Here is a 17,207-nt window from a genome sequence, read left to right as displayed (position 1 = left end):
GAAGCCAACGCCCGATCGAGCCCAAGGAGACACCCGACATGAACGATCGACTGCTCGTCGCGACCCGCAAGGGCCTGTTCGTGCTGCACGCCGACGGTAACGGCGACTGGTCGCTCGGCGAGCCGCATTTCATCGGCGAGCCGGTCAGCATGGCGCTCGCCGACCCGCGCGACGGCACGCTGTATGCGGCGCTCAATCTCGGCCATTTCGGCGTCAAGCTGCATCGCCGGCGCGCCGGTGCCGCCCAATGGGAAGAATGCGCGGTGCCCGTCTATCCGCCGCAGCCTGCCGATCCGCCGCGCGCCGATGTCGACGCGCACACTGGCGCCGGCGACGCCGACGACGAAGCGCCGGCCCCGCCGCGCCCGCCGTGGACGCTCCAGCAGATCTGGTCGCTCGAAGCCGGCGGCGCCGACGAGCCGGGCGTACTGTGGGCCGGCACGATACCGGGCGGATTGTTCCGCTCCGACGACGGCGGCGACTCGTGGGTGCTCAACCGCGCGCTGTGGGATCGCCCGGAGCGGCCGGAATGGTTCGGCGGCGGGTACGATGCGCCGGGCATCCATTCGGTGATGGTCGATCCGCGCGACAGCCGGCACGTGACGATCGGCATCTCGTGCGGCGGCGTGTGGCAGACCTTTGACGGCGGTGCGACCTGGCGCGTCAGCGCAGACGGGATGGAAGCCGACTACATGCCGCCCGAGCGGCGCGGCGAGCCGAACGTGCAGGATCCGCATCGCGTCGTCCAGTGCGCGGCCGATCCCGACGTGCTGTGGACCCAGCATCACTGCGCGATCTTCCGCTCGACCGACGGCGCCGCGCACTGGCAACGGATCGAAGCCCAGCCGTCGAGCTTCGGCTTCGCGGTCGCCGTGCATCCGAAGGATCCGGACACTGCGTGGTTCGTGCCGGCCGTGAAGGATGCATGCCGGATCCCGGTGAACGCGCGATTCGTCGTCACGCGCACGCGCGACGGCGGCCGCAGTTTCGACAGCCTGTCGAACGGCTTGCCGCCCGCGCCCGCCTATGACCTCGTGTATCGGCACGGGCTCGCGGTCGACGACTCGGGCACGCGTCTCGCGATGGCGTCGACGACGGGCGGGCTATGGACGTCCGGCGACGGCGGCGAACACTGGCGACAGGTTTCCGCGCATTTGCCGCCGGTGTATTGCGTACGCTTCGGGTAACGAAGTTTCAGTGGGCGTTCGCTCGCGTGTTCGACGTGCCGGCGACGACGAACGGGTCCTGAGTGACGCGGTCGTCATTGAAATGACGACGCCGGGATACGCCCCGCCTCACGTCACGACGTGTACTACTTATCGACGCAACAGTTGTCGGGGCAGCCAGGGAGCAATGTTATCTCGGCGCGTTTTGCATTTTCATCGTCCTGAATGCTCATGCGTTTATAAACATAACCCTGAACAGCGTATCGCTCCTGTTTCAGCCCGAAACGCACCAACAACCGTCGGGCGGACTCGGCACGCCGGGCAGACAGTTCTTCTGGATCGATTTCCGCAGACTCGGCCACGCCGCTCACGGCTACACCTTCGCGAATCGGAAACTGCGACAACATTTTCGATACCCAGACTCCCAGCTTCTTCGCTTGCGCCTCGCTCACCGTTGCAGAATTCCGCTCAAACATAAGATCAAAATTTTGCCCCGGCAAATTCTGGGACCCATCGCAGGCATACGAATTTCCGGCTCCGAACAACAAGAATGCACCGCTAATCAAGCCAGATAACGTATGCCGAAATACTGTCCGCATTTTTAATTGCCATCTCAGGATTATTTTGCCCCCACTCGGGAAGAAATCGCGTGATTCCATACTTTGGATCGCCCGCCCCGAACGTATCCTTGAAGTGAGTACATTCGTGGATAATTGTTGACAACTTCGAGGTTGCCGCCCGACTTCGATCGCGAATCGTACAAAATTCTTCGTGAATGCTTATTGTATGCGTTTCAGTGTCGGGACCACATACATGCGCAACTGTTCCGACATTCTTGTTGGTAGGCAAGCACCCAAGTGCTCTATCCAGATCGGGACGAGCCCTCAGGAAATTCCCGGGGCCGAGTGACCGCATGACAGAAAGGGTCGACGTCAGTCCAGTGGCGAGGCGATGACGAATCTCGTGGTCATTCGCGCCAAACCACGTCCAGACACGTTTACGTTCCTCAGGAGCCCACTCGGCCAGTCTTTTGAGCCGCTCCCTCACCGGATCGGCCCCTTCATCGCGAAGCTGCATCATCAGTTTTCTGAATTCTGCATCGGTCATGGTCGGACAGATTGGCGGCCCGTTGAGCGTAAGGAAAACTTTAAGCTTGGAACCCGGCACGGTATTCGTCACGGCAGAATCGTGGACGCAAACGTATTCGTTACACGGCATCGCTGTTCTCCTCCACGACCTCGAGCCTGAGTTTCTCCGCGTGACGCGTTGTTACACGCTGGGTATTTCCCTCGAAATCAGTGACACCACTGAAGACCTGACCTAATGCCGTGCATATCCGGTATCGAACACGTGCAAGCGGTCGACCGCTCCGCTCATCGCACAAGACATACTGCTCGTCGTGCTCATCGCAGTCTGTCGATGCAGAGTCCGTGTGATTTCGGATCTGCCCAGTCAACACCGCTGCTTGCTCAGCCGTAAATAGCATCTTCATGCCGCGTTCCGCATAGAAAACCGGCGGCGGATTGCAGCCACAGATGTTAATGTCGCCGCTCAACGCCCAAGGTTTGCCGTTCGGCCCGGTTCCGGGCCACCGCGGCCCTTTTGGGGCAATAAATCCCTTCTGCCCGCAAGCCGTGCAGTAGGTTTGCATATCGAGTGTCGCGATATGCACGCGCGGCGGCGGATTAGAACAGGTAACGGTTGCCAGCCCTTCATTAATCGTCGCGCTGCCGCCCCGGTCACCTTGGGCAAGAAAATAGCGGATCATGCGCCTTCACCCCGCTCGCCGCCTGCGACTGTGAGCCTCACGACCATCAGATCTCTATTGATAGCGTCCCCGTACCTGCCGCGATCGGCACGCGAGTCGACAACGGAAATCAAATGCGTGGGTAATTCCCGTTTGTGCGGCATCCTGATTCCCCTTCGTGAAATTGGCGTGATTGACCAACACAAAGATGCATTTTCTCGAAAGGGTTTTCAATCATACAAGTTCGAAATTCGTATAACTAATTTTTCCTATATTTCTATCATTGAAATTCAGAATCGCTCGACCAGGACGCTGCACGCGCATACAAAAAGCCCCCGAAGCCAGATAACAACTCTGTCGTTCAGGGGCTCATGACCACCGTCAAACCTTAGGCCCAAGCGGGAAACACCCAACCACCTCGCTCAATGCACGCCGAGATACGCCTTCACCGCCGGCAGGCCCGGCTTGCCGTCGAGCGTCGTCACGCCGGCCAGCCACTTGTCGAGCGATTGCGGATTCGCCTTCAGCCACGCGGCGGCGGCCTTGTTCGGGTCTTCCTTGTTCATGATCGGCACCATCACGTGGTTCTCGATCGACGTCGTGAACTGCAGGTTCGACACGAACTTCGCGACGTTCGGGCAGCGCTGCGCGTAGTCGGGCGGCGTGGCCGTCAGCACCTTCGCTTCGCCGTAGTTCGGGCCGAACACGTCGTCGCCGCCGGTCAGGTAGTCGATCTTCATCTGCACGTTCATCGGATGCGGTTCCCAGCCGAGGAACACGATCCACTGCTTGTCGCGGATCGCGCGATTCACCTCGACCAGCATCCCGGCCTCGCTCGACTCGACCAGCTTGAACTTGCCGAGGCCGAACTGGTTGCCGTCGATCATCTTCTTGATCAGCGCATTGCCGTCGTTACCCGGCTCGATCCCGTAGATCTTGCCGTTGAGCTTGTCCGCGTACTTCTGGATGTCGGCGAACGACTTCAGGCCACCCTGGTACACGTAGTCGGGCACCGCGAGCGTGTATTTCGCGCCGGTCAGGTTCGGCGTCGCGAGCACCTTGATCGTGCCGGCCTTCGTGAACGGCTGGATGATCGGGTCCATCGTCGGCGACCAGTAGCCGAGGAACACGTCGATCTGCTTGCTCTTGATGCCGGCGAACGTGATCGGCACCGACGCGATAGTCTTGGTCGGCGCGTAGCCGAGGCCCTGCAGCATCGTGGCCGCGAGGCCGGTGGTGGCCGCGATGTCGGTCCAGCCGACGTCCGCGAAGCGCACGTTCTTGCACACGGGCGGGTCGGCCGCATAAACCGCCGACATCGGCGCGGCAATCCCGATCCCGCATACCGCTGCGATCAATAGGCGCTTCATCTGTCTTCTCCTCAAAGTGACGTCGTTTTTCATGGGTGCGGGATCGATTGTTGAAGCCGCGCGCCGCGATCCCGGCGGCGTCGCGGAACGAATGGTTCGCGCCGGCCGTGTCAGCGCCCCGGCAGCCGCCGCTCGTAGCTCGGCGCGTGACCGAACTGCGCGCGATACGCCTTGCTGAAGTGACACGGCGAATGGAAACCGCACGTCGTCGTCACGCGCGCGATCGACGCGTCGGTCGTGCGCAGCAGATCGCGCGCGCGTTTCAGCCGCAGCGTCAGGTAATAGTGGGTCGGCGATACGTTCAGGTACACCTTGAACATCCGCTGCAGGTGCCGCTGCGACAGCCGCACGAGCCGCGCGAGTTCCTCGAGCGACAGCGGCTCCTCGATGTTCGCCTCCATCAGCCGCACGACCTCGATCAGCTCCGCGCGCGAGAAGCCGACGCGTGCATCGACCGGAATCGGCTGCGTGTCGGTCGAGCTGCGGATGCGTTCGAGGATGAACTGCTCGGACACCTGCGCGGCGAGCTGCTGGCCGAAACGCATGCCGACCAGGTTCAGCATCAGATCGAGCGGCGCGGTGCCGCCGGTGCAGGTGAGGCGGTCGCGGTCGACGACGAACAGCTCGTCGGCGAACCCGACCTGCGGAAACTCCGCATGCAGCGCGGACAGGTTCTCCCAATGCACGGTGCAGCGATACCCGTCGAGCAGGCCGCCCGACATCAGCGCATACGCGCCGGTGCAGATGCCGCCGAGCGGCAGTCCGCGTTCGGCGAGCACCGCGAGCGTGTCGCGCGCACCGTCGTCGACCACGTCGCGGATGCGGATCCCGCCGCATACGATCATCACGTCGGGCAGGTTCGTGTAGTCGAGCGCCTGGGTCGGGCGCACCGCGATCCCGTTGCTGGCATGCACGGGCGCGCCGTCGAGCGAGTAGATCGACCACTGATAGTGGTCGGCACGTCCGACGTAGTTCGCCATCCGAAGCACTTCGACCGCGCTCGAGAACGCGATCATCGAAAAGTTCGGCAGCGTGAGAAAGCCGAAATGGGCAAGCGACGAAACCGGTGAAACGCAAGCGGCGGGCACGGCGGCAGCAGCGGCGGACGTCACATCGGGCTCCTGACGAACGGTTGAGCAGGGTGCAGGACGCCAGCCCCGCGGCATGCGCCGCGGAAGGCCGGTGTCGAATCGGAGAAGGCGGCCGGCAGACGAGACGGCCGCCGGTGCATCAGGCTTGAACGGGCGCAGCCTTCGCACGGAACAGCTGCTTCAGGCCCGAGAACAGCGGTGCCTTGGCGGTGCCCGGTGCGCGGCCGAAGCTCTCGGTGATGCGGTCCAGGATGATCGCGAGCAGCACGACCGACAGACCGCTTTCGAAACCGAGACCGATGTCGAGGCGCTGGATACTCGCGAGCACGTCGTTGCCGAGACCGCCCGCGCCGACCATCGACGCGATGATGACCATCGACAGCGCCATCATGATCGTCTGGTTCACGCCCTGCATGATCGACGGCAGCGCGTTCGGGAACTGCACCTTGTACAGCAGCTGCCACGGCGTGCAACCGAATGCCTGGCCGGCTTCGACGATCTCGCGGTTCACGTGACGGATGCCGAGGCTCGTCAGGCGCACGGCCGGCGGCATCGCGAAGATCACCGTCGACAGGATCCCCGGCACGCGGCCGAGACCGAACAGCATCGCGGCCGGAATCAGGTAGACGAATGCGGGCATCGTCTGCATCAGGTCGAGAATCGGACGCACGATCGCCGCGACCCACTTGCTCTTCGCGGCCCAGATGCCGAGCGGAATGCCGAGCACGAGGCTGATGATCGTCGACGACAGCGTGAGGCCGAGCGTGATGACGGTCTGGTCCCAGAAGCCCGTCGCGAAGATCAGCAGCAGCGACAGCGTGGTGAACAGCGCGAAGCGCCAGCCCACGCGCCACAGCCCCACGCCGATGAAGATCGCCATCATCAGCCACATCGGCACGGCCTGCAGGCTGTGCTCGACGAATGCGGCGAGCCCTTCGATCGCACGGCCGATCGTATCGAACGTCGCCGCATCATGGTCGAGCAGGTAATGAACGGACTGGTCGACCCAGCTACCGAGCGGAATCATTTCAGACATGGGAGCCTCGCGAACGCGTGATGGCCTTCAGGATAAGTGCGCGGTCGACCGAGCCGCAGTAGCAGCCGTCGTCGTCGACGACGGGCAGTGCATTCGGGCTCGCGACGACGCGTGCGACGACATGTTCGAGCGACGCATCGCGGCGGATGCTCTCGATCGGCCGCACCGACGGCGAGTCCTGGCCGATCGCGTCGCGCGTGACGAAGCCGCGGATCTTGCGCTGGGCATCGAGCACGAATGCGTATTCGGCGCTGCCGTTCAGCGTCGCCGCGACGTTCGCGGCATCGAACTTCGACATGATGGGCACGGCGCCCGTCTGCATCAGGTCGCCGGCCGTCAGGTAGCGGCTCGTGTCGATGCCGTCGAAGAATGCGCGCACGTAATCGTCGGCCGGGTTCGCGATGATGTCCTGCGGCGTGCCGACCTGCACGAGGCGGCCGCCTTCCATGATCGCGATGCGGTTGCCGATGCGCAGCGCCTCTTCCAGATCGTGCGACACGAACATGATCGTGCGGCGCTGCTCCTTCTGAAGCTGCAGCAGCACGTCCTGCATTTCGCGGCGCTTGAGCGGGTCGAGTGCGGAAAACGCCTCGTCCATGATCATCAGCGACGGGTTCACGGCCAGCGCGCGAGCGAGGCCGACGCGCTGCTGCATCCCGCCCGACAGCTCGGACGGCAGCTTGTGCGAGAACGGCGCGAGGCCGACCTGTTCGAGCACTTCCATCGCACGGCGCTCGCGTTCCTTCTTGCCGACGCCCGCGACCTCGAGACCGAACGCGGCGTTGGACACCACGCTGCGATGCGGCATCAGCGCGAACGACTGGAACACCATGCTCATGTCCTTGCGTCGCAGCGCGGTCAGCGCGGAGCGGCGCGCCGACGCGACGTCGAGCCCGTCGATCAGCACCTTGCCGGCGCTTGGATCGACCAGCCGGTTCACGAGGCGGATCAGCGTGGATTTGCCGGAGCCGGACAGGCCCATCAGCACGAATATTTCGCCTTCCTGCACGTCGAACGATACGTTGTGCACACCGACGACCTGGCCGGTACGCTTGAGCACATCGTCTTTCGTCGCACCGGCGGCGAGCATGTCGAGCGCCTGTTGCGGGTTGCTTCCAAACACCTTGCACAGACCTTCGACCACGACCTTGGGGGCATCCATCGAAACCTTCTCCTCGTGTAGCGGGGACTCACGCGTGTTCCTAGCGTGCCTACATAGTTGCCAGAAAAAACCCCGACCTGCCGACGAATTACGACAAACGCTTGCGCAAATACGACACGCCCGTCGGCCGCGCCACGCGGGCCGCGGCGCGCGGCGACGCCCGATTGCGGCAACGCAATACGCGCACGCCCAGCAACGACGGGCGTTGCACGCCGCCGTTGTGCGCAGCAGCGCGACAGTAACGCGGCGTCGTTTTGCGCCAATTCGCATCGGCCGCGCGTCGCTTTGCGACAATTTCACGTCCGATCGGACTGTGCCGGTTGCATCGTGCGGACAAAGCGAATGGTCGTACGAAAACCGCGCGCCACGAACGCGCCATCTTCATGTTTTGGACCGCGCGCGCAACCCAGAAAATCCCGCATGGGCGCTGTGATACATTGCCGGCAGCCATACCGATCGCGACGTCGCCGCGCGCCCTTGCGCGCCGCGATGCGCCGGCGGTGCATGCATGCCGGTTCGCCTGCCGGCCATGCCGAAACAACCTCGATCGGCCGCGCGACGATCGAAGGACGATAACGAAATGAGAGAGGGAGCTAGGCGATGACTTGGGCCTTTGCCGCAATCGGTTTCATCGTGGGCGGTATCGCCGCATTGTTCGGGGATTTCCCGGCCGCCACCGGCATGCTGCTCGGCGCGGCGCTCGGGTTCAGCATCGGCCTCACGCTGCAACAGCGCAAGCACCGGAACGGCAGCGCGGCACCCGGCAGCGACGCGATGTCGCCCACTTCCACGCCACCACCGCTGCCCGTGCCGCTCGCCGAGCGCGTCGCACGCCTCGAAACGACCGTCGATGCGCTCACGCGCGAGCTCGAAGGGTTGCGCGCGCAACTGGCCGGTACGCAGGCCGCAGCCGCGGCAACCGGCAGCGCCGTGCTCGTGCCGTCAACGACGCCCCCCACCGCCGCACCGCGCCCGTCCGCGCAGCCCGCAGCCGCGAGTGCCGGCACACCATCTTCGATGTCGACGCCTGCTCCGGCGCCGTCGGTTGTCGCGCCCGCGAACGAAGCGCCGGCCGCCGCCCGGGTCTCGACGGATGCGCGCGCAACGGCCGCACACCGCGTCGCGCCCACCCCGCCGAAGCCGCGCGCACCCGGCATCGCCGAACGTGCGTTCCGTGCCGCGCGCGACTGGCTGCTCGGCGGCAACACGGTCGTGCGCGTCGGCATCGTCGTGCTGTTCTTCGGCGTCGCGTTCCTGCTCAAGTACGCGGCCGACAACGACATGCTGCCGATCGAATTCCGCCTGGCCAGCACCGCGCTCGCCGCGGCCGCGCTGCTCGCGATCGGCTGGCGCGTGCGGGCACGCCGCGCCGCGTACGGCCTCGTGCTGCAGGGTGGCGGCATCGGCATCCTGTACCTGACGATCTTCGCCGCGACCAAGCTCTACGCGCTGCTGCCGGTTGGCGCGGCGTTCCCGCTGATGGTCGCGGTGTGCGCGCTGAGCGCATTCCTCGCGGTGCGGCAGAATGCGCTGCCCCTCGCGTTCATGGGCAGCGCGGGCGGCTTTCTCGCGCCGGTGCTGCTGTCGACCGGCCATGGCAGCCATGTCGCGCTGTTCAGCTACTACGCATTGCTGAACGCCGGCATCTTCGCGATCGCGTGGTTCAAGGCATGGCGTCCGCTGAACCTGCTCGGCTTCGTGTTCACGTTCACGATCGGCTCCGCGTGGGGCGTGACCGCATACCGCCCGGCGCTGTTCGCGACCACCGAGCCGTTCCTCGTGCTGTTCTTCCTGATGTATGTCGGCATCGCGCTGCTGTACGCGGTGAAGCGCGACCTCGCGCTGCGCCACTATGTGGACGGCACGCTCGTGTTCGGCACGCCGATCGTCGCGACCGCGCTGCAGGCGGCGCTCGTGAAGGACATGCCGTTCGCGCTCGCGTGGAGCGCGGTCGTGCTGTCGGCGTTCTACGTCGCGCTCGCCGCGTGGCTCGCGCGGCGCCGCGCGCGCCTTGAGCTGCTGTTCGAAGCGACGCTCGCACTCGCGGCGATCTTCGCGACGCTCGCGGTGCCGCTCGCGTTCTCCGGCCCGACGACGAGTGCCGCGTGGGCGATCGAAGGCGCGGCCATCGTGTGGGTCGGCGTACGCGAGAAACGCGTCGCGCCGTTCGGCTTCGGCCTGCTGATGCAGCTCGCCGCGGCCGGCGCGTTCTTCACGAGCCTGCTCGGGCCGGCCGATACGAACGCGCTGCCGGTGCTCAACGGTGCATACCTCGCGATGCTGCTGATCGCGCTCGCCGGGCTGTTCACCGGCTGGTGGCTGCACGGGCGCAACGAAGCGCGCGCGTGGCGCGCGTGGATGCCGGACGTCGGTGCAGCGGCCACCGCATGGGGGCTGCTGTGGTGGCTGAGCGGCGGGCTGCACGAGATTCTCGTCCATGCAAGCCGCCACGTCGATCTGCATGCGGACCGCTTCGTCGTCGATGCAACCGCGCTGTTCGCCGCGGGCACCGCGTGGCTCGCCCACGTCGCGCGCCGCAGGCTCGCGTGGCCGCTCGCCGAATGGCCGGCGCTCGCGTTGACGCCGGTGCTCGCACTGCTCGCGTTGCGCGCGTTCGATTCGCACGAAGCGCCGTTGTCCGGCATCGGCGCGTTCGCGTGGCCGATTGCCGTCATCGCATGCTATGCGCTGCTGCTGCGTCAGTCGCGCGCCGCGGCGGCCATCGGTCCGTCGCCGGGCGCCGTGGGCACGGCGAGCGCGACTGACACGTCGACCGTAGCGTCCATCCCCACGCAGGTGCTCGCACCGCTGCACACGCTGATGTTCTGGACGTTGTGCGGGTTGTGCTCGCTCGAAGGCTTCTGGCGCCTGCGCGCGTTCGTGCCAGAAGGCGCGTGGAGCTGGAGCGCGTGGGCGTACGGCTTCGGCGCGCTGCTCCTGCTGGTGTCGGGCCCCGGCTCGCGCCCGCGCTGGCCGATCGCCGCGTTCCCGCGTGCCTATCAGGTATGGGGCGCCGCGCCGATCGCCGCGCTGCTGTGGCTGTGGAGCGTCGCCAGCGTATCGAGCGACGGCGATGCGTCACCGCTGTACTGGGTGCCGCTGCTCAATCCGCTCGACGTCGCGCAACTGCTGATCTTCGTCGCGATCGCGACCTGGCTGCGTCGCCTGACGACGCTCGGCGTCGACAGGCATCCGCTCGCATCCGGTCTTGCGGTGCTCGCGATCGTTTTCCTGTGGTTCAACGCGCTGCTGCTGCGCACGCTGCATCACTGGACCGGCGTGCCGTACGCATTCGATGCGATGGCGGAATCCACGCTCGTGCAGGCGTCGGTGTCCGTGTACTGGACGCTCTGCGCGCTCGCGACGATGATCTGGGCGACGCGCCGCGGGTCGCGCGCGCTGTGGTTCGTCGGCGCCGCGCTGCTCGCGCTCACCGTGATCAAGCTGTTCCTGTTCGACCTGTCGCACGTCACCGGCATCGAGCGCATCGTGTCGTTCATCGGCATCGGCGTGCTGCTGCTGTTGATCGGCTATTTCTCGCCGCTGCCGCCGAAGGCCGCGGCCCGGCGGGACGGCAACCCATCATGAAACGACTCGCAGCCCTGCTCGGCCTGAGCCTGCTGACGTCGTTCGCCGCGGCCGACGGCACGCCAGGCGCGGCACGCGTCGCCCAGCGCTTTGCACTCGATCTCGACGGCAGCGCCGCGTATTACCAGCTCACGGTGCCGCAGCGCGTGTATGCGGCCAGCCGGCGCAACGATCTCGGCGACGTGCGCATTTTCAACGGCGCAGGCGAGCCCGTCCCGTATTCGCTCGATGCACCGGCAGCGGCCGCCGCGCCGCCGGCCCGCACGCCGGTGCACTGGTTTGCGCTGCCGCCGGCCCGCACCGATGGCGGCCATGCGCCGCTCGGCGTGTCCGTCGCGCCGGACGGTTCGCTGCGCGCGGCCGTGACCGCGCCGCCTGCCGCAAAACGTGCCGCCGATCTCGTCGACCTGTCGCATGCGGATGGCGAAGTCGATGCGCTGCTCGTGCACGTGAGCGACGACAGTTATCAGGGGCGCGTCGCCGTCGAAGCGAGCGACGACCTGCGCAGCTGGCGTTCGCTCGGCAGCACGCAACTGCTGAAGGTCGGGCGCGGCGGCGACATGCTGGTACAGGAACGCATCGCGCTCGAAGGCACGGGGCCGCGCTATGTGCGGCTCGACTGGCTCGACGGCGTGCCCGCGATCGAGTCGATCGAGATCGAAACGCAGCCGCGCGATGCGCGCACGGCGGACACCTCGGCTGTGCCGCGCCAATGGCGCGACGCCGTGCACGTGCGGGCAGGCAGCGCGCCCGGCGAGTACCTTTTCGACACCGACGGTGCATATCCGGTCGACCGCGTGCGCGTCGACCTGCCGCAACCGAATACGGTTGCACGCGCAACGTTACAGAGTCGCGCCGACGCGCAGGCACCGTGGCGCGATGCCGCCAGCGCCGTGCTGTTCCGGCTGCGGGGCACCGGCGGCGAACAGCGCAATGCCCCGCTGGCGTTTGCGCCGAACGCCGATCGCGCGTGGCGGATCGTCGTCGACATGCGCAACGGCGGGCTCGGCGGCGGCCAACCGGCCGTCGCGATCGGCTGGCATCCGGCCGCGCTGACCTTCGTCGCGCGCGGCACGCCGCCGTTCACGCTCGGTGTCGGCAACGCGTCGCTGGCGTCGTCCGCCGTCAGCCGCGATGCGCTGCTGGTCGGGATGGCGCCCGAAGTGCGGCCTGCGCGCGTCGGCGCGGCGTTGCCGGCATCGGCGGTGCCGCCGGAGTTGTCCACCGATACGGACGCGACCCGCCGCTACGTGCTGTGGGGCGCGCTGGTCGTCGCGGTCGGTGTGCTCGGCACGATTGCATGGCGCCTCGCGCGCGGCGGCGACGGCGGCGCCGGCAAGCGCGACGAGTGAGGCCGCGCCGCCGGGCCGGCGCGATACACGCTGCATCGGCCGCGACCAAGATGTTTCTTTCGGCCGGTGTTCGAATGTCGCGCCCGGCTTGCATCAACGCCGTTCCGCATGCCCATCGCGCCCCCTTTCCGGAACGGGACGAAAAAAAGCCCCGCCTGCATCCGCGCGGCGGGGCCAACCCATGTCAGTAGAGACATCATGGAGGAGACAGGCTCATCTTATCGAGCGCGGCGTGCCGTCCCAACCAAGCATTTCTGCTATTCATCTGCATCGCCGTGCGCACGCCGGACCCGCGCGCACGGCATATCGATAGAACGAAAAGTCGTTTTCAGAGTGGCGGCGGGGTCGTTACCATCTGGTTTTAAGCCTGTGCTTAGCCGGGCAAGCCATCCCCAAGGAGCGCCCCTTGACTGCATTCGATCAACACCGCCGCCCGTTCGTGGTCGGCATCGGCGGCACCACCCGGGCTGCATCGTCGACCGAGCGCGCGCTGTCGTTCGCGCTGCGCGGCGCGCAGGCCGCCGGCGCACGCACGCGCCTGTTCGACGGCCCGTTCCTGCATACGCTGCCGCACTACGCGCCCGAACACAAAACGCTCACCGACGCGCAGCGCGAACTGATCGACACCGTGCGCGAAGCCGACGCGATCATCATCGCGACGCCCGGCTATCACGGCGGCGTGTCCGGCCTCGTGAAGAACGCGCTCGACACGCTCGAGGAACTGCGCGCCGACGAGCGCCCGTATCTCGACGGCCGCGCGGTCGGCCTCATCGTCACGGCTTACGGCTGGCAGGCCGCCGGTACCGTGCTCACGTCGCTGCGTTCGATCGTGCATGCGCTGCGCGGCTGGCCGACGCCGTTCGGCGCGACCGTGAACACGCTCGAAACGCGCTTCGACAGCGCCGACAGCTGCTCGGATCCGAAGGTCGTCGCGCAGCTCGAGACCGTCGGCGCGCAGGCAGCCGAATTCGCGCTCGCGTTCGCGTCGCATCGTGCGGCCACGCATGCCGCATCGGTCGACGCGCTCGCGCCCGTGCTGAAGATCGCGAACCAGTAGCGCCCGCCTTTCCGCCGCCCGCGCCCGGCCGACGACGTTCGCCGCGCGCGGGCGGCGCGTATCCGGCTGTCCATGCTGCGCGCATCGCGCCGACACCCGTGCCTCATACCGGTTTTTCGCGCCGATAACGATTCGGCCCGCCGCGTGATTTGCATTGGCCGAAAGATTGGTTCACGCAGGCCGCGGGGTTTCGTACGCTGAAAGACCGAACCCGTTATGCGCACGCCATGAATCGCACGATCCGCTACAAGGGCTATGAAGTCGCCCCCGCCGCCGCCCGGCTGCCGAACGGGCTGTTCGCCGCGAACCTCACCATCGAGAAGGCGAGCGGCGGCCCGTCGCCGCGCGCCGTATCGTTCGACGCGATCGACTTCTTCTTCGAAGAGGAACACGCGCTCGCCTATGCGTCCCGGTGGGGACGCCTGTGGGTCGACACGCAAGCCTGAGCATGATGCGCGGCCGCGCGGACAGCCGCACGAAAATGCGCGATTACGAAAGCTATGCAAGAATCTTTCGTCTCGTAATCGCATAACAACAGCCATGTCCGACACGCTGCAGCACGAACATGCAGCGGCAGATCACGCGATGCGCAACTGGACCTTCGAGAACCAAGGTCCGGTCAGGATCGGTTCCGATGCGCACCGGCAAATGTTCTGCCGCATGCTGCTCGACACGCACAACCCGTACAAGCCGGCCGTCATCGACTGGCCGCCGCTCAAGCCCGACGAACTCAAGCGGCTCACGTCGCTGCCGATCTGGGACATCGCCGTGCAAACGGAAGGCCGCGCGTCGATCCGCGTCGCCACGTTCGCGGCCACCGTCGGCGATCCGCTGCTGCGCCGCGCCCTCGAGATGGACGGCGGCGAGGAAGCACGGCACAAGGTCGTGCTGTCGAAGCTGGTCGAGGCGTACGGAATCAGGCTCGCGCCCGAACCGCCCTATCCGGCGCCGAAGGATCCCGAGTGGGCGTGGATGATGACCGGCTTCAGCGAGTGCATCGACAGCTTCTTCGCGTTCGGCCTGTTCCGCTCCGCGCAGCGCTCCGGCTATTTCCCGGCCGAACTCGTCGAGACCTTCGAGCCGGTGATCCAGGAGGAAGGCCGCCACATCCTGTTTTTCGTGAACTGGTATGCATGGTACTGGCGCAACTTGCCGTGGTGGCGCCGGCCATGGTTCTTCGCACGCGTGGCCGCGGTGTGGGCAATGCTGATTCGCGAGCGCGTCAGCATCGCGCGCGGCATCGACGCAGACGGCGTCGCCCGCGACGCGAACTTCCCGGCCACGAGCACCGCCGACATCGGCGAATCGCTGAACCCGCGCGAGCTGATCGAGCTGTGTCTCGTCGAGAACGAGCGGCGCATGGCCGGGTACGACAAGCGGCTGCTGCGGCCGATGTTCGTCCCGCGCATGGCGCGCCTCGCACTGCGCTTCATGCGGAAGTAACGCTGCCGCGCGGCGGAGCGGGTTGGGCGGCATCGCCCGCCGGGCGATTCCTCGACGCCGCAGTTCCGGGACGGTGTGCCGCGCCGGACGGAGCGTCGGTGCGACCAGGCTCCTACGTTCTCGGCAACCATTCCCGTGCGCTCATCCGATCGATACAGTCGACGGCAACTCATGTTGCCGCCGCGAATCCGGTCGGCCGGCTGCGGCGACGCATCAGCGAGTGCCGCCCGCGGGCACGACTGCGCGCACGCCGCGCGTTTTGCACCGCCTTCCCGCACGTCGGCCTGCTGCGTGCCTCACCATCTCCCCGGACAGGGTCGACTCGTCGTGGCGCCGATCCGACACTTGCCGCACGTCTCGTCGTGAGCGCCGATTTCCTGCGTTCCACCGCGGCGGTTGCGTGCAGGCGTCGCCACCGCAACGACCACGGTTGCAACAGCCGTCGACAAGCCGCGCCGACACCTCGTCTCATCGACCAGTTGAACCAACATATGAATGCCGCCATTCCGCGCCATTCGAAAGACGAATCCCGCTAGCGCGGCCGATGCGCCCGTTGCATTTTTTTACAACTTCATGAAACCGGCAGCTGCGGCAGGCCCGTCCCACGGGCAAGCCGGGCCGGCGCGATGCGCAAATCGGCATATCCCGACAACGCCGTTTTGATGTTTATTTGACTTTATAGATACGCAATTTATTCCGTTAAAAAATCAAATATTAATAAGTTAACGATGCAGCCTAGACGATACCGATTGGAAACGCCGAAACATTACAGCCCAGAAAGATATCGGCCGCGCGCAAACGTTTGCTATTTCATTTGTCTTACTTTTGCTGCTTCCATGTGTGCGCCAGGTTACGATTCGCCATTTTAAGTATCTGATTTTTATAGACAATTTGTGCAAACATCGAGCTCCGTCACTGCATACATCCAACATTCAGCGCATTTTCGACTTCGTTACATGCCAATACATCAAAACACGATGTATTGACCATCTTTTAACTTTCAAACCGCTCCATTTTTCACTGTTTATCAATCTCGAAAAAGCGCCTCCAATAAACTCCGCCCATCAATTTTGAGATTCGCGCGGGCGCACGGCAGATTCATCTAACGAAAGACCGGTGTGTGACGTGCTTATTTGGAGGTAGCAGGACATGAACCGCACATACCGCTCGATCTGGAACGAAGCCCTTGGCGCCTGGGTCGCGGCATCCGAACACGATTCGGCTCGGGGCAAGCCGAACAAGTCAGCCGTCGTGAAGGCCGTTGCAACCGTCGCACTCGTCGCGGGCGCAACCGTCGGTAACGTCGCGCATGCGCAGTACAGCGCCGGCGGCGGCACGTCGACGGGCGCTCAGGCGATCGCGATCGGCGGTAACAGCGGCAGCCAGACGACGGCCAGCGGCGCGACGTCGATTGCAATCGGTGCGAATGCGACGGCATCCGGCAGCTATTCGCAGGCATTCGGCCAGGCAACGACCGCCACCGGCGCGAGCGCGATCGGTATCGGCTCCGGCGCGAAGGCCCTCAACACCGGCGCGACCGCGGTCGGCAACGACTCGACCGCATCGGGTTCCAGCTCGATCGCGATCGGCGGCGGCAACAGCTCGGGCACGGGCGGCGCGGTGGCGGCGGCCACCAACTCGATCGCGTTGGGCCGGTTCTCGAACGTGAACTCGGCGGCGACGTCGGGTATCGCGATCGGCTCGAACGCGACCGTCACGTCGGTCGGCACCAACGGTACGGCGCTCGGTTCGGGTGCCACCGCAGCGGGCGCCGGCGCATCGGCGATCGGCAACGGTGCGACGGCAACGGGCACCAACGCGATCGCGCTCGGCGGCACGGCCAACTACGCATCCAGCGTCGCGATCGGTGCGGGTAGCGTGACAGGCACCGCAGCACCGACGGGAACGGGGTACCTGACCGGAAGCGCCGCGCCGCTGTCGGAAGTGTCGGTCGGCAGCTCGACGGCACTGCGCCGCATCACGAACGTCGCCGACGGCTCGGCGCCGCAGGACGCCGTCACCGTGGCCCAGCTCAGCACCGGGATGAGCACGACGACGAGCGCGATCAGCAGCCTGTCGACGTCGGCGTCGACGGGGTTGTCGTCGGCGAACAGCTCGATTTCGTCGCTGTCCACGTCGGCTTCGACGGGTATCAGCTCGCTTTCTACCGGCCTCAGCTCGACCAATAGCTCGGT

General features: G+C 65.8%; 13 protein-coding genes and 1 pseudogene. 7 read left to right on the top strand and 7 right to left on the bottom strand.

Annotated elements, in window-relative coordinates; all coding sequences use genetic code 11:
* The first annotated feature begins 38 nt into the window (after positions 1–38).
* Positions 39–1,187: a WD40/YVTN/BNR-like repeat-containing protein gene (locus Q3A80_RS13735; protein ID WP_446329520.1), complete on the top strand. Its 1,149-nt coding sequence runs from the start codon at positions 39–41 to the stop codon at positions 1,185–1,187.
* Between the two features lie 125 nt (positions 1,188–1,312).
* On the opposite strand, the gene Q3A80_RS13730 is transcribed toward Q3A80_RS13735, so the two are convergent.
* The 7 genes and pseudogenes from Q3A80_RS13730 to Q3A80_RS13700 form a co-directional block, all read right to left on the bottom strand.
* Positions 1,313–1,642, bottom strand: a complete 330-nt coding sequence (locus Q3A80_RS13730) for an OmpA family protein (protein WP_446329718.1) — start codon at positions 1,640–1,642, stop codon at positions 1,313–1,315.
* 82 nt (positions 1,643–1,724) lie between these two features.
* Complete coding sequence (locus Q3A80_RS13725; protein ID WP_446329519.1) at positions 1,725–2,345, bottom strand: M35 family metallo-endopeptidase; 621 nt, start codon at positions 2,343–2,345, stop codon at positions 1,725–1,727.
* A gap of 28 nt (positions 2,346–2,373) precedes the next feature.
* A complete protein-coding gene (locus tag Q3A80_RS13720) occupies positions 2,374–2,934 on the bottom strand; it encodes a hypothetical protein (protein ID WP_446329518.1) in 561 nt (186 codons plus the stop codon).
* 401 nt (positions 2,935–3,335) lie between these two features.
* Complete coding sequence (locus tag Q3A80_RS13715) at positions 3,336–4,283, bottom strand: choline ABC transporter substrate-binding protein (protein WP_446329517.1); 948 nt, start codon at positions 4,281–4,283, stop codon at positions 3,336–3,338.
* Positions 4,284–4,393: 110 nt separating this feature from the next.
* On the bottom strand, positions 4,394–5,395 hold the full coding sequence (locus Q3A80_RS13710) for a GlxA family transcriptional regulator (protein WP_446329516.1): 1,002 nt from the start codon (positions 5,393–5,395) through the stop codon (positions 4,394–4,396).
* 118 nt (positions 5,396–5,513) lie between these two features.
* The gene (gene choW, locus Q3A80_RS13705) at positions 5,514–6,410 is read right to left on the bottom strand and encodes a choline ABC transporter permease subunit (RefSeq protein WP_446329515.1); all 897 of its coding nucleotides are present in this window, start codon (positions 6,408–6,410) and stop codon (positions 5,514–5,516) included.
* Positions 6,403–7,735: pseudogene (locus tag Q3A80_RS13700) on the bottom strand (quaternary amine ABC transporter ATP-binding protein); the annotation flags it as partial. The pseudogene Q3A80_RS13700 and the gene choW, both read right to left, overlap by 8 nt.
* 437 nt (positions 7,736–8,172) lie before the next feature.
* Between Q3A80_RS13700 and Q3A80_RS13695 the strand changes: the two are divergent.
* The 6 genes from Q3A80_RS13695 to Q3A80_RS13670 all read left to right on the top strand — a co-directional run.
* Positions 8,173–11,160: a DUF2339 domain-containing protein gene (locus Q3A80_RS13695; RefSeq protein WP_446329514.1), complete on the top strand. Its 2,988-nt coding sequence runs from the start codon at positions 8,173–8,175 to the stop codon at positions 11,158–11,160.
* Positions 11,157–12,512 carry a DUF3999 domain-containing protein gene (locus Q3A80_RS13690; RefSeq protein WP_446329513.1) on the top strand — a complete coding sequence of 452 codons (1,356 nt, stop codon included), beginning with the start codon at positions 11,157–11,159 and terminating at the stop codon, positions 12,510–12,512. The genes Q3A80_RS13695 and Q3A80_RS13690 overlap by 4 nt, the downstream gene beginning before the upstream one ends.
* Before the next feature lie 406 nt (positions 12,513–12,918).
* Positions 12,919–13,569 carry an NADPH-dependent FMN reductase gene (locus tag Q3A80_RS13685; protein WP_151063072.1) on the top strand — a complete coding sequence of 217 codons (651 nt, stop codon included), beginning with the start codon at positions 12,919–12,921 and terminating at the stop codon, positions 13,567–13,569.
* A gap of 227 nt (positions 13,570–13,796) precedes the next feature.
* Positions 13,797–14,015 carry a hypothetical protein gene (locus tag Q3A80_RS13680; protein WP_006749916.1) on the top strand — a complete coding sequence of 73 codons (219 nt, stop codon included), beginning with the start codon at positions 13,797–13,799 and terminating at the stop codon, positions 14,013–14,015.
* A 94-nt stretch (positions 14,016–14,109) separates the two neighbouring features.
* The gene (locus tag Q3A80_RS13675; RefSeq protein WP_446329512.1) at positions 14,110–15,012 is read left to right on the top strand and encodes a ferritin-like domain-containing protein; all 903 of its coding nucleotides are present in this window, start codon (positions 14,110–14,112) and stop codon (positions 15,010–15,012) included.
* 1,149 nt (positions 15,013–16,161) lie between these two features.
* Positions 16,162–17,207 (top strand): ESPR-type extended signal peptide-containing protein (locus Q3A80_RS13670; RefSeq protein WP_446329511.1); only part of this gene is annotated, 1,046 nt, incomplete at its 3' end.

It is taken from the genome of Burkholderia sp. SR8 (genome assembly GCF_052851275.1).
The sequence above is the reverse complement of the archived record's forward strand: the minus strand, read 5'-3'. Positions and strand labels throughout refer to the sequence as shown.

Excerpts from the sequence above, each read along its gene's own strand:
- Q3A80_RS13675 (WP_446329512.1), top strand. The coding sequence starts at position 14,110 with ATGTCCGACACGCTGCAGCACGAACATGCAGCGGCAGATCACGCGATG.
- choW (WP_446329515.1), bottom strand. The coding sequence starts at position 6,410 with ATGTCTGAAATGATTCCGCTCGGTAGCTGGGTCGACCAGTCCGTTCAT.
- Q3A80_RS13695 (WP_446329514.1), top strand. The coding sequence starts at position 8,173 with ATGACTTGGGCCTTTGCCGCAATCGGTTTCATCGTGGGCGGTATCGCC.
- Q3A80_RS13715 (WP_446329517.1), bottom strand. The coding sequence starts at position 4,283 with ATGAAGCGCCTATTGATCGCAGCGGTATGCGGGATCGGGATTGCCGCG.
- Q3A80_RS13735 (WP_446329520.1), top strand. The coding sequence starts at position 39 with ATGAACGATCGACTGCTCGTCGCGACCCGCAAGGGCCTGTTCGTGCTG.
- Q3A80_RS13730 (WP_446329718.1), bottom strand. The coding sequence starts at position 1,642 with ATGTTTGAGCGGAATTCTGCAACGGTGAGCGAGGCGCAAGCGAAGAAG.
- Q3A80_RS13720 (WP_446329518.1), bottom strand. The coding sequence starts at position 2,934 with ATGATCCGCTATTTTCTTGCCCAAGGTGACCGGGGCGGCAGCGCGACG.
- Q3A80_RS13690 (WP_446329513.1), top strand. The coding sequence starts at position 11,157 with ATGAAACGACTCGCAGCCCTGCTCGGCCTGAGCCTGCTGACGTCGTTC.
- Q3A80_RS13680 (WP_006749916.1), top strand. The coding sequence starts at position 13,797 with ATGAATCGCACGATCCGCTACAAGGGCTATGAAGTCGCCCCCGCCGCC.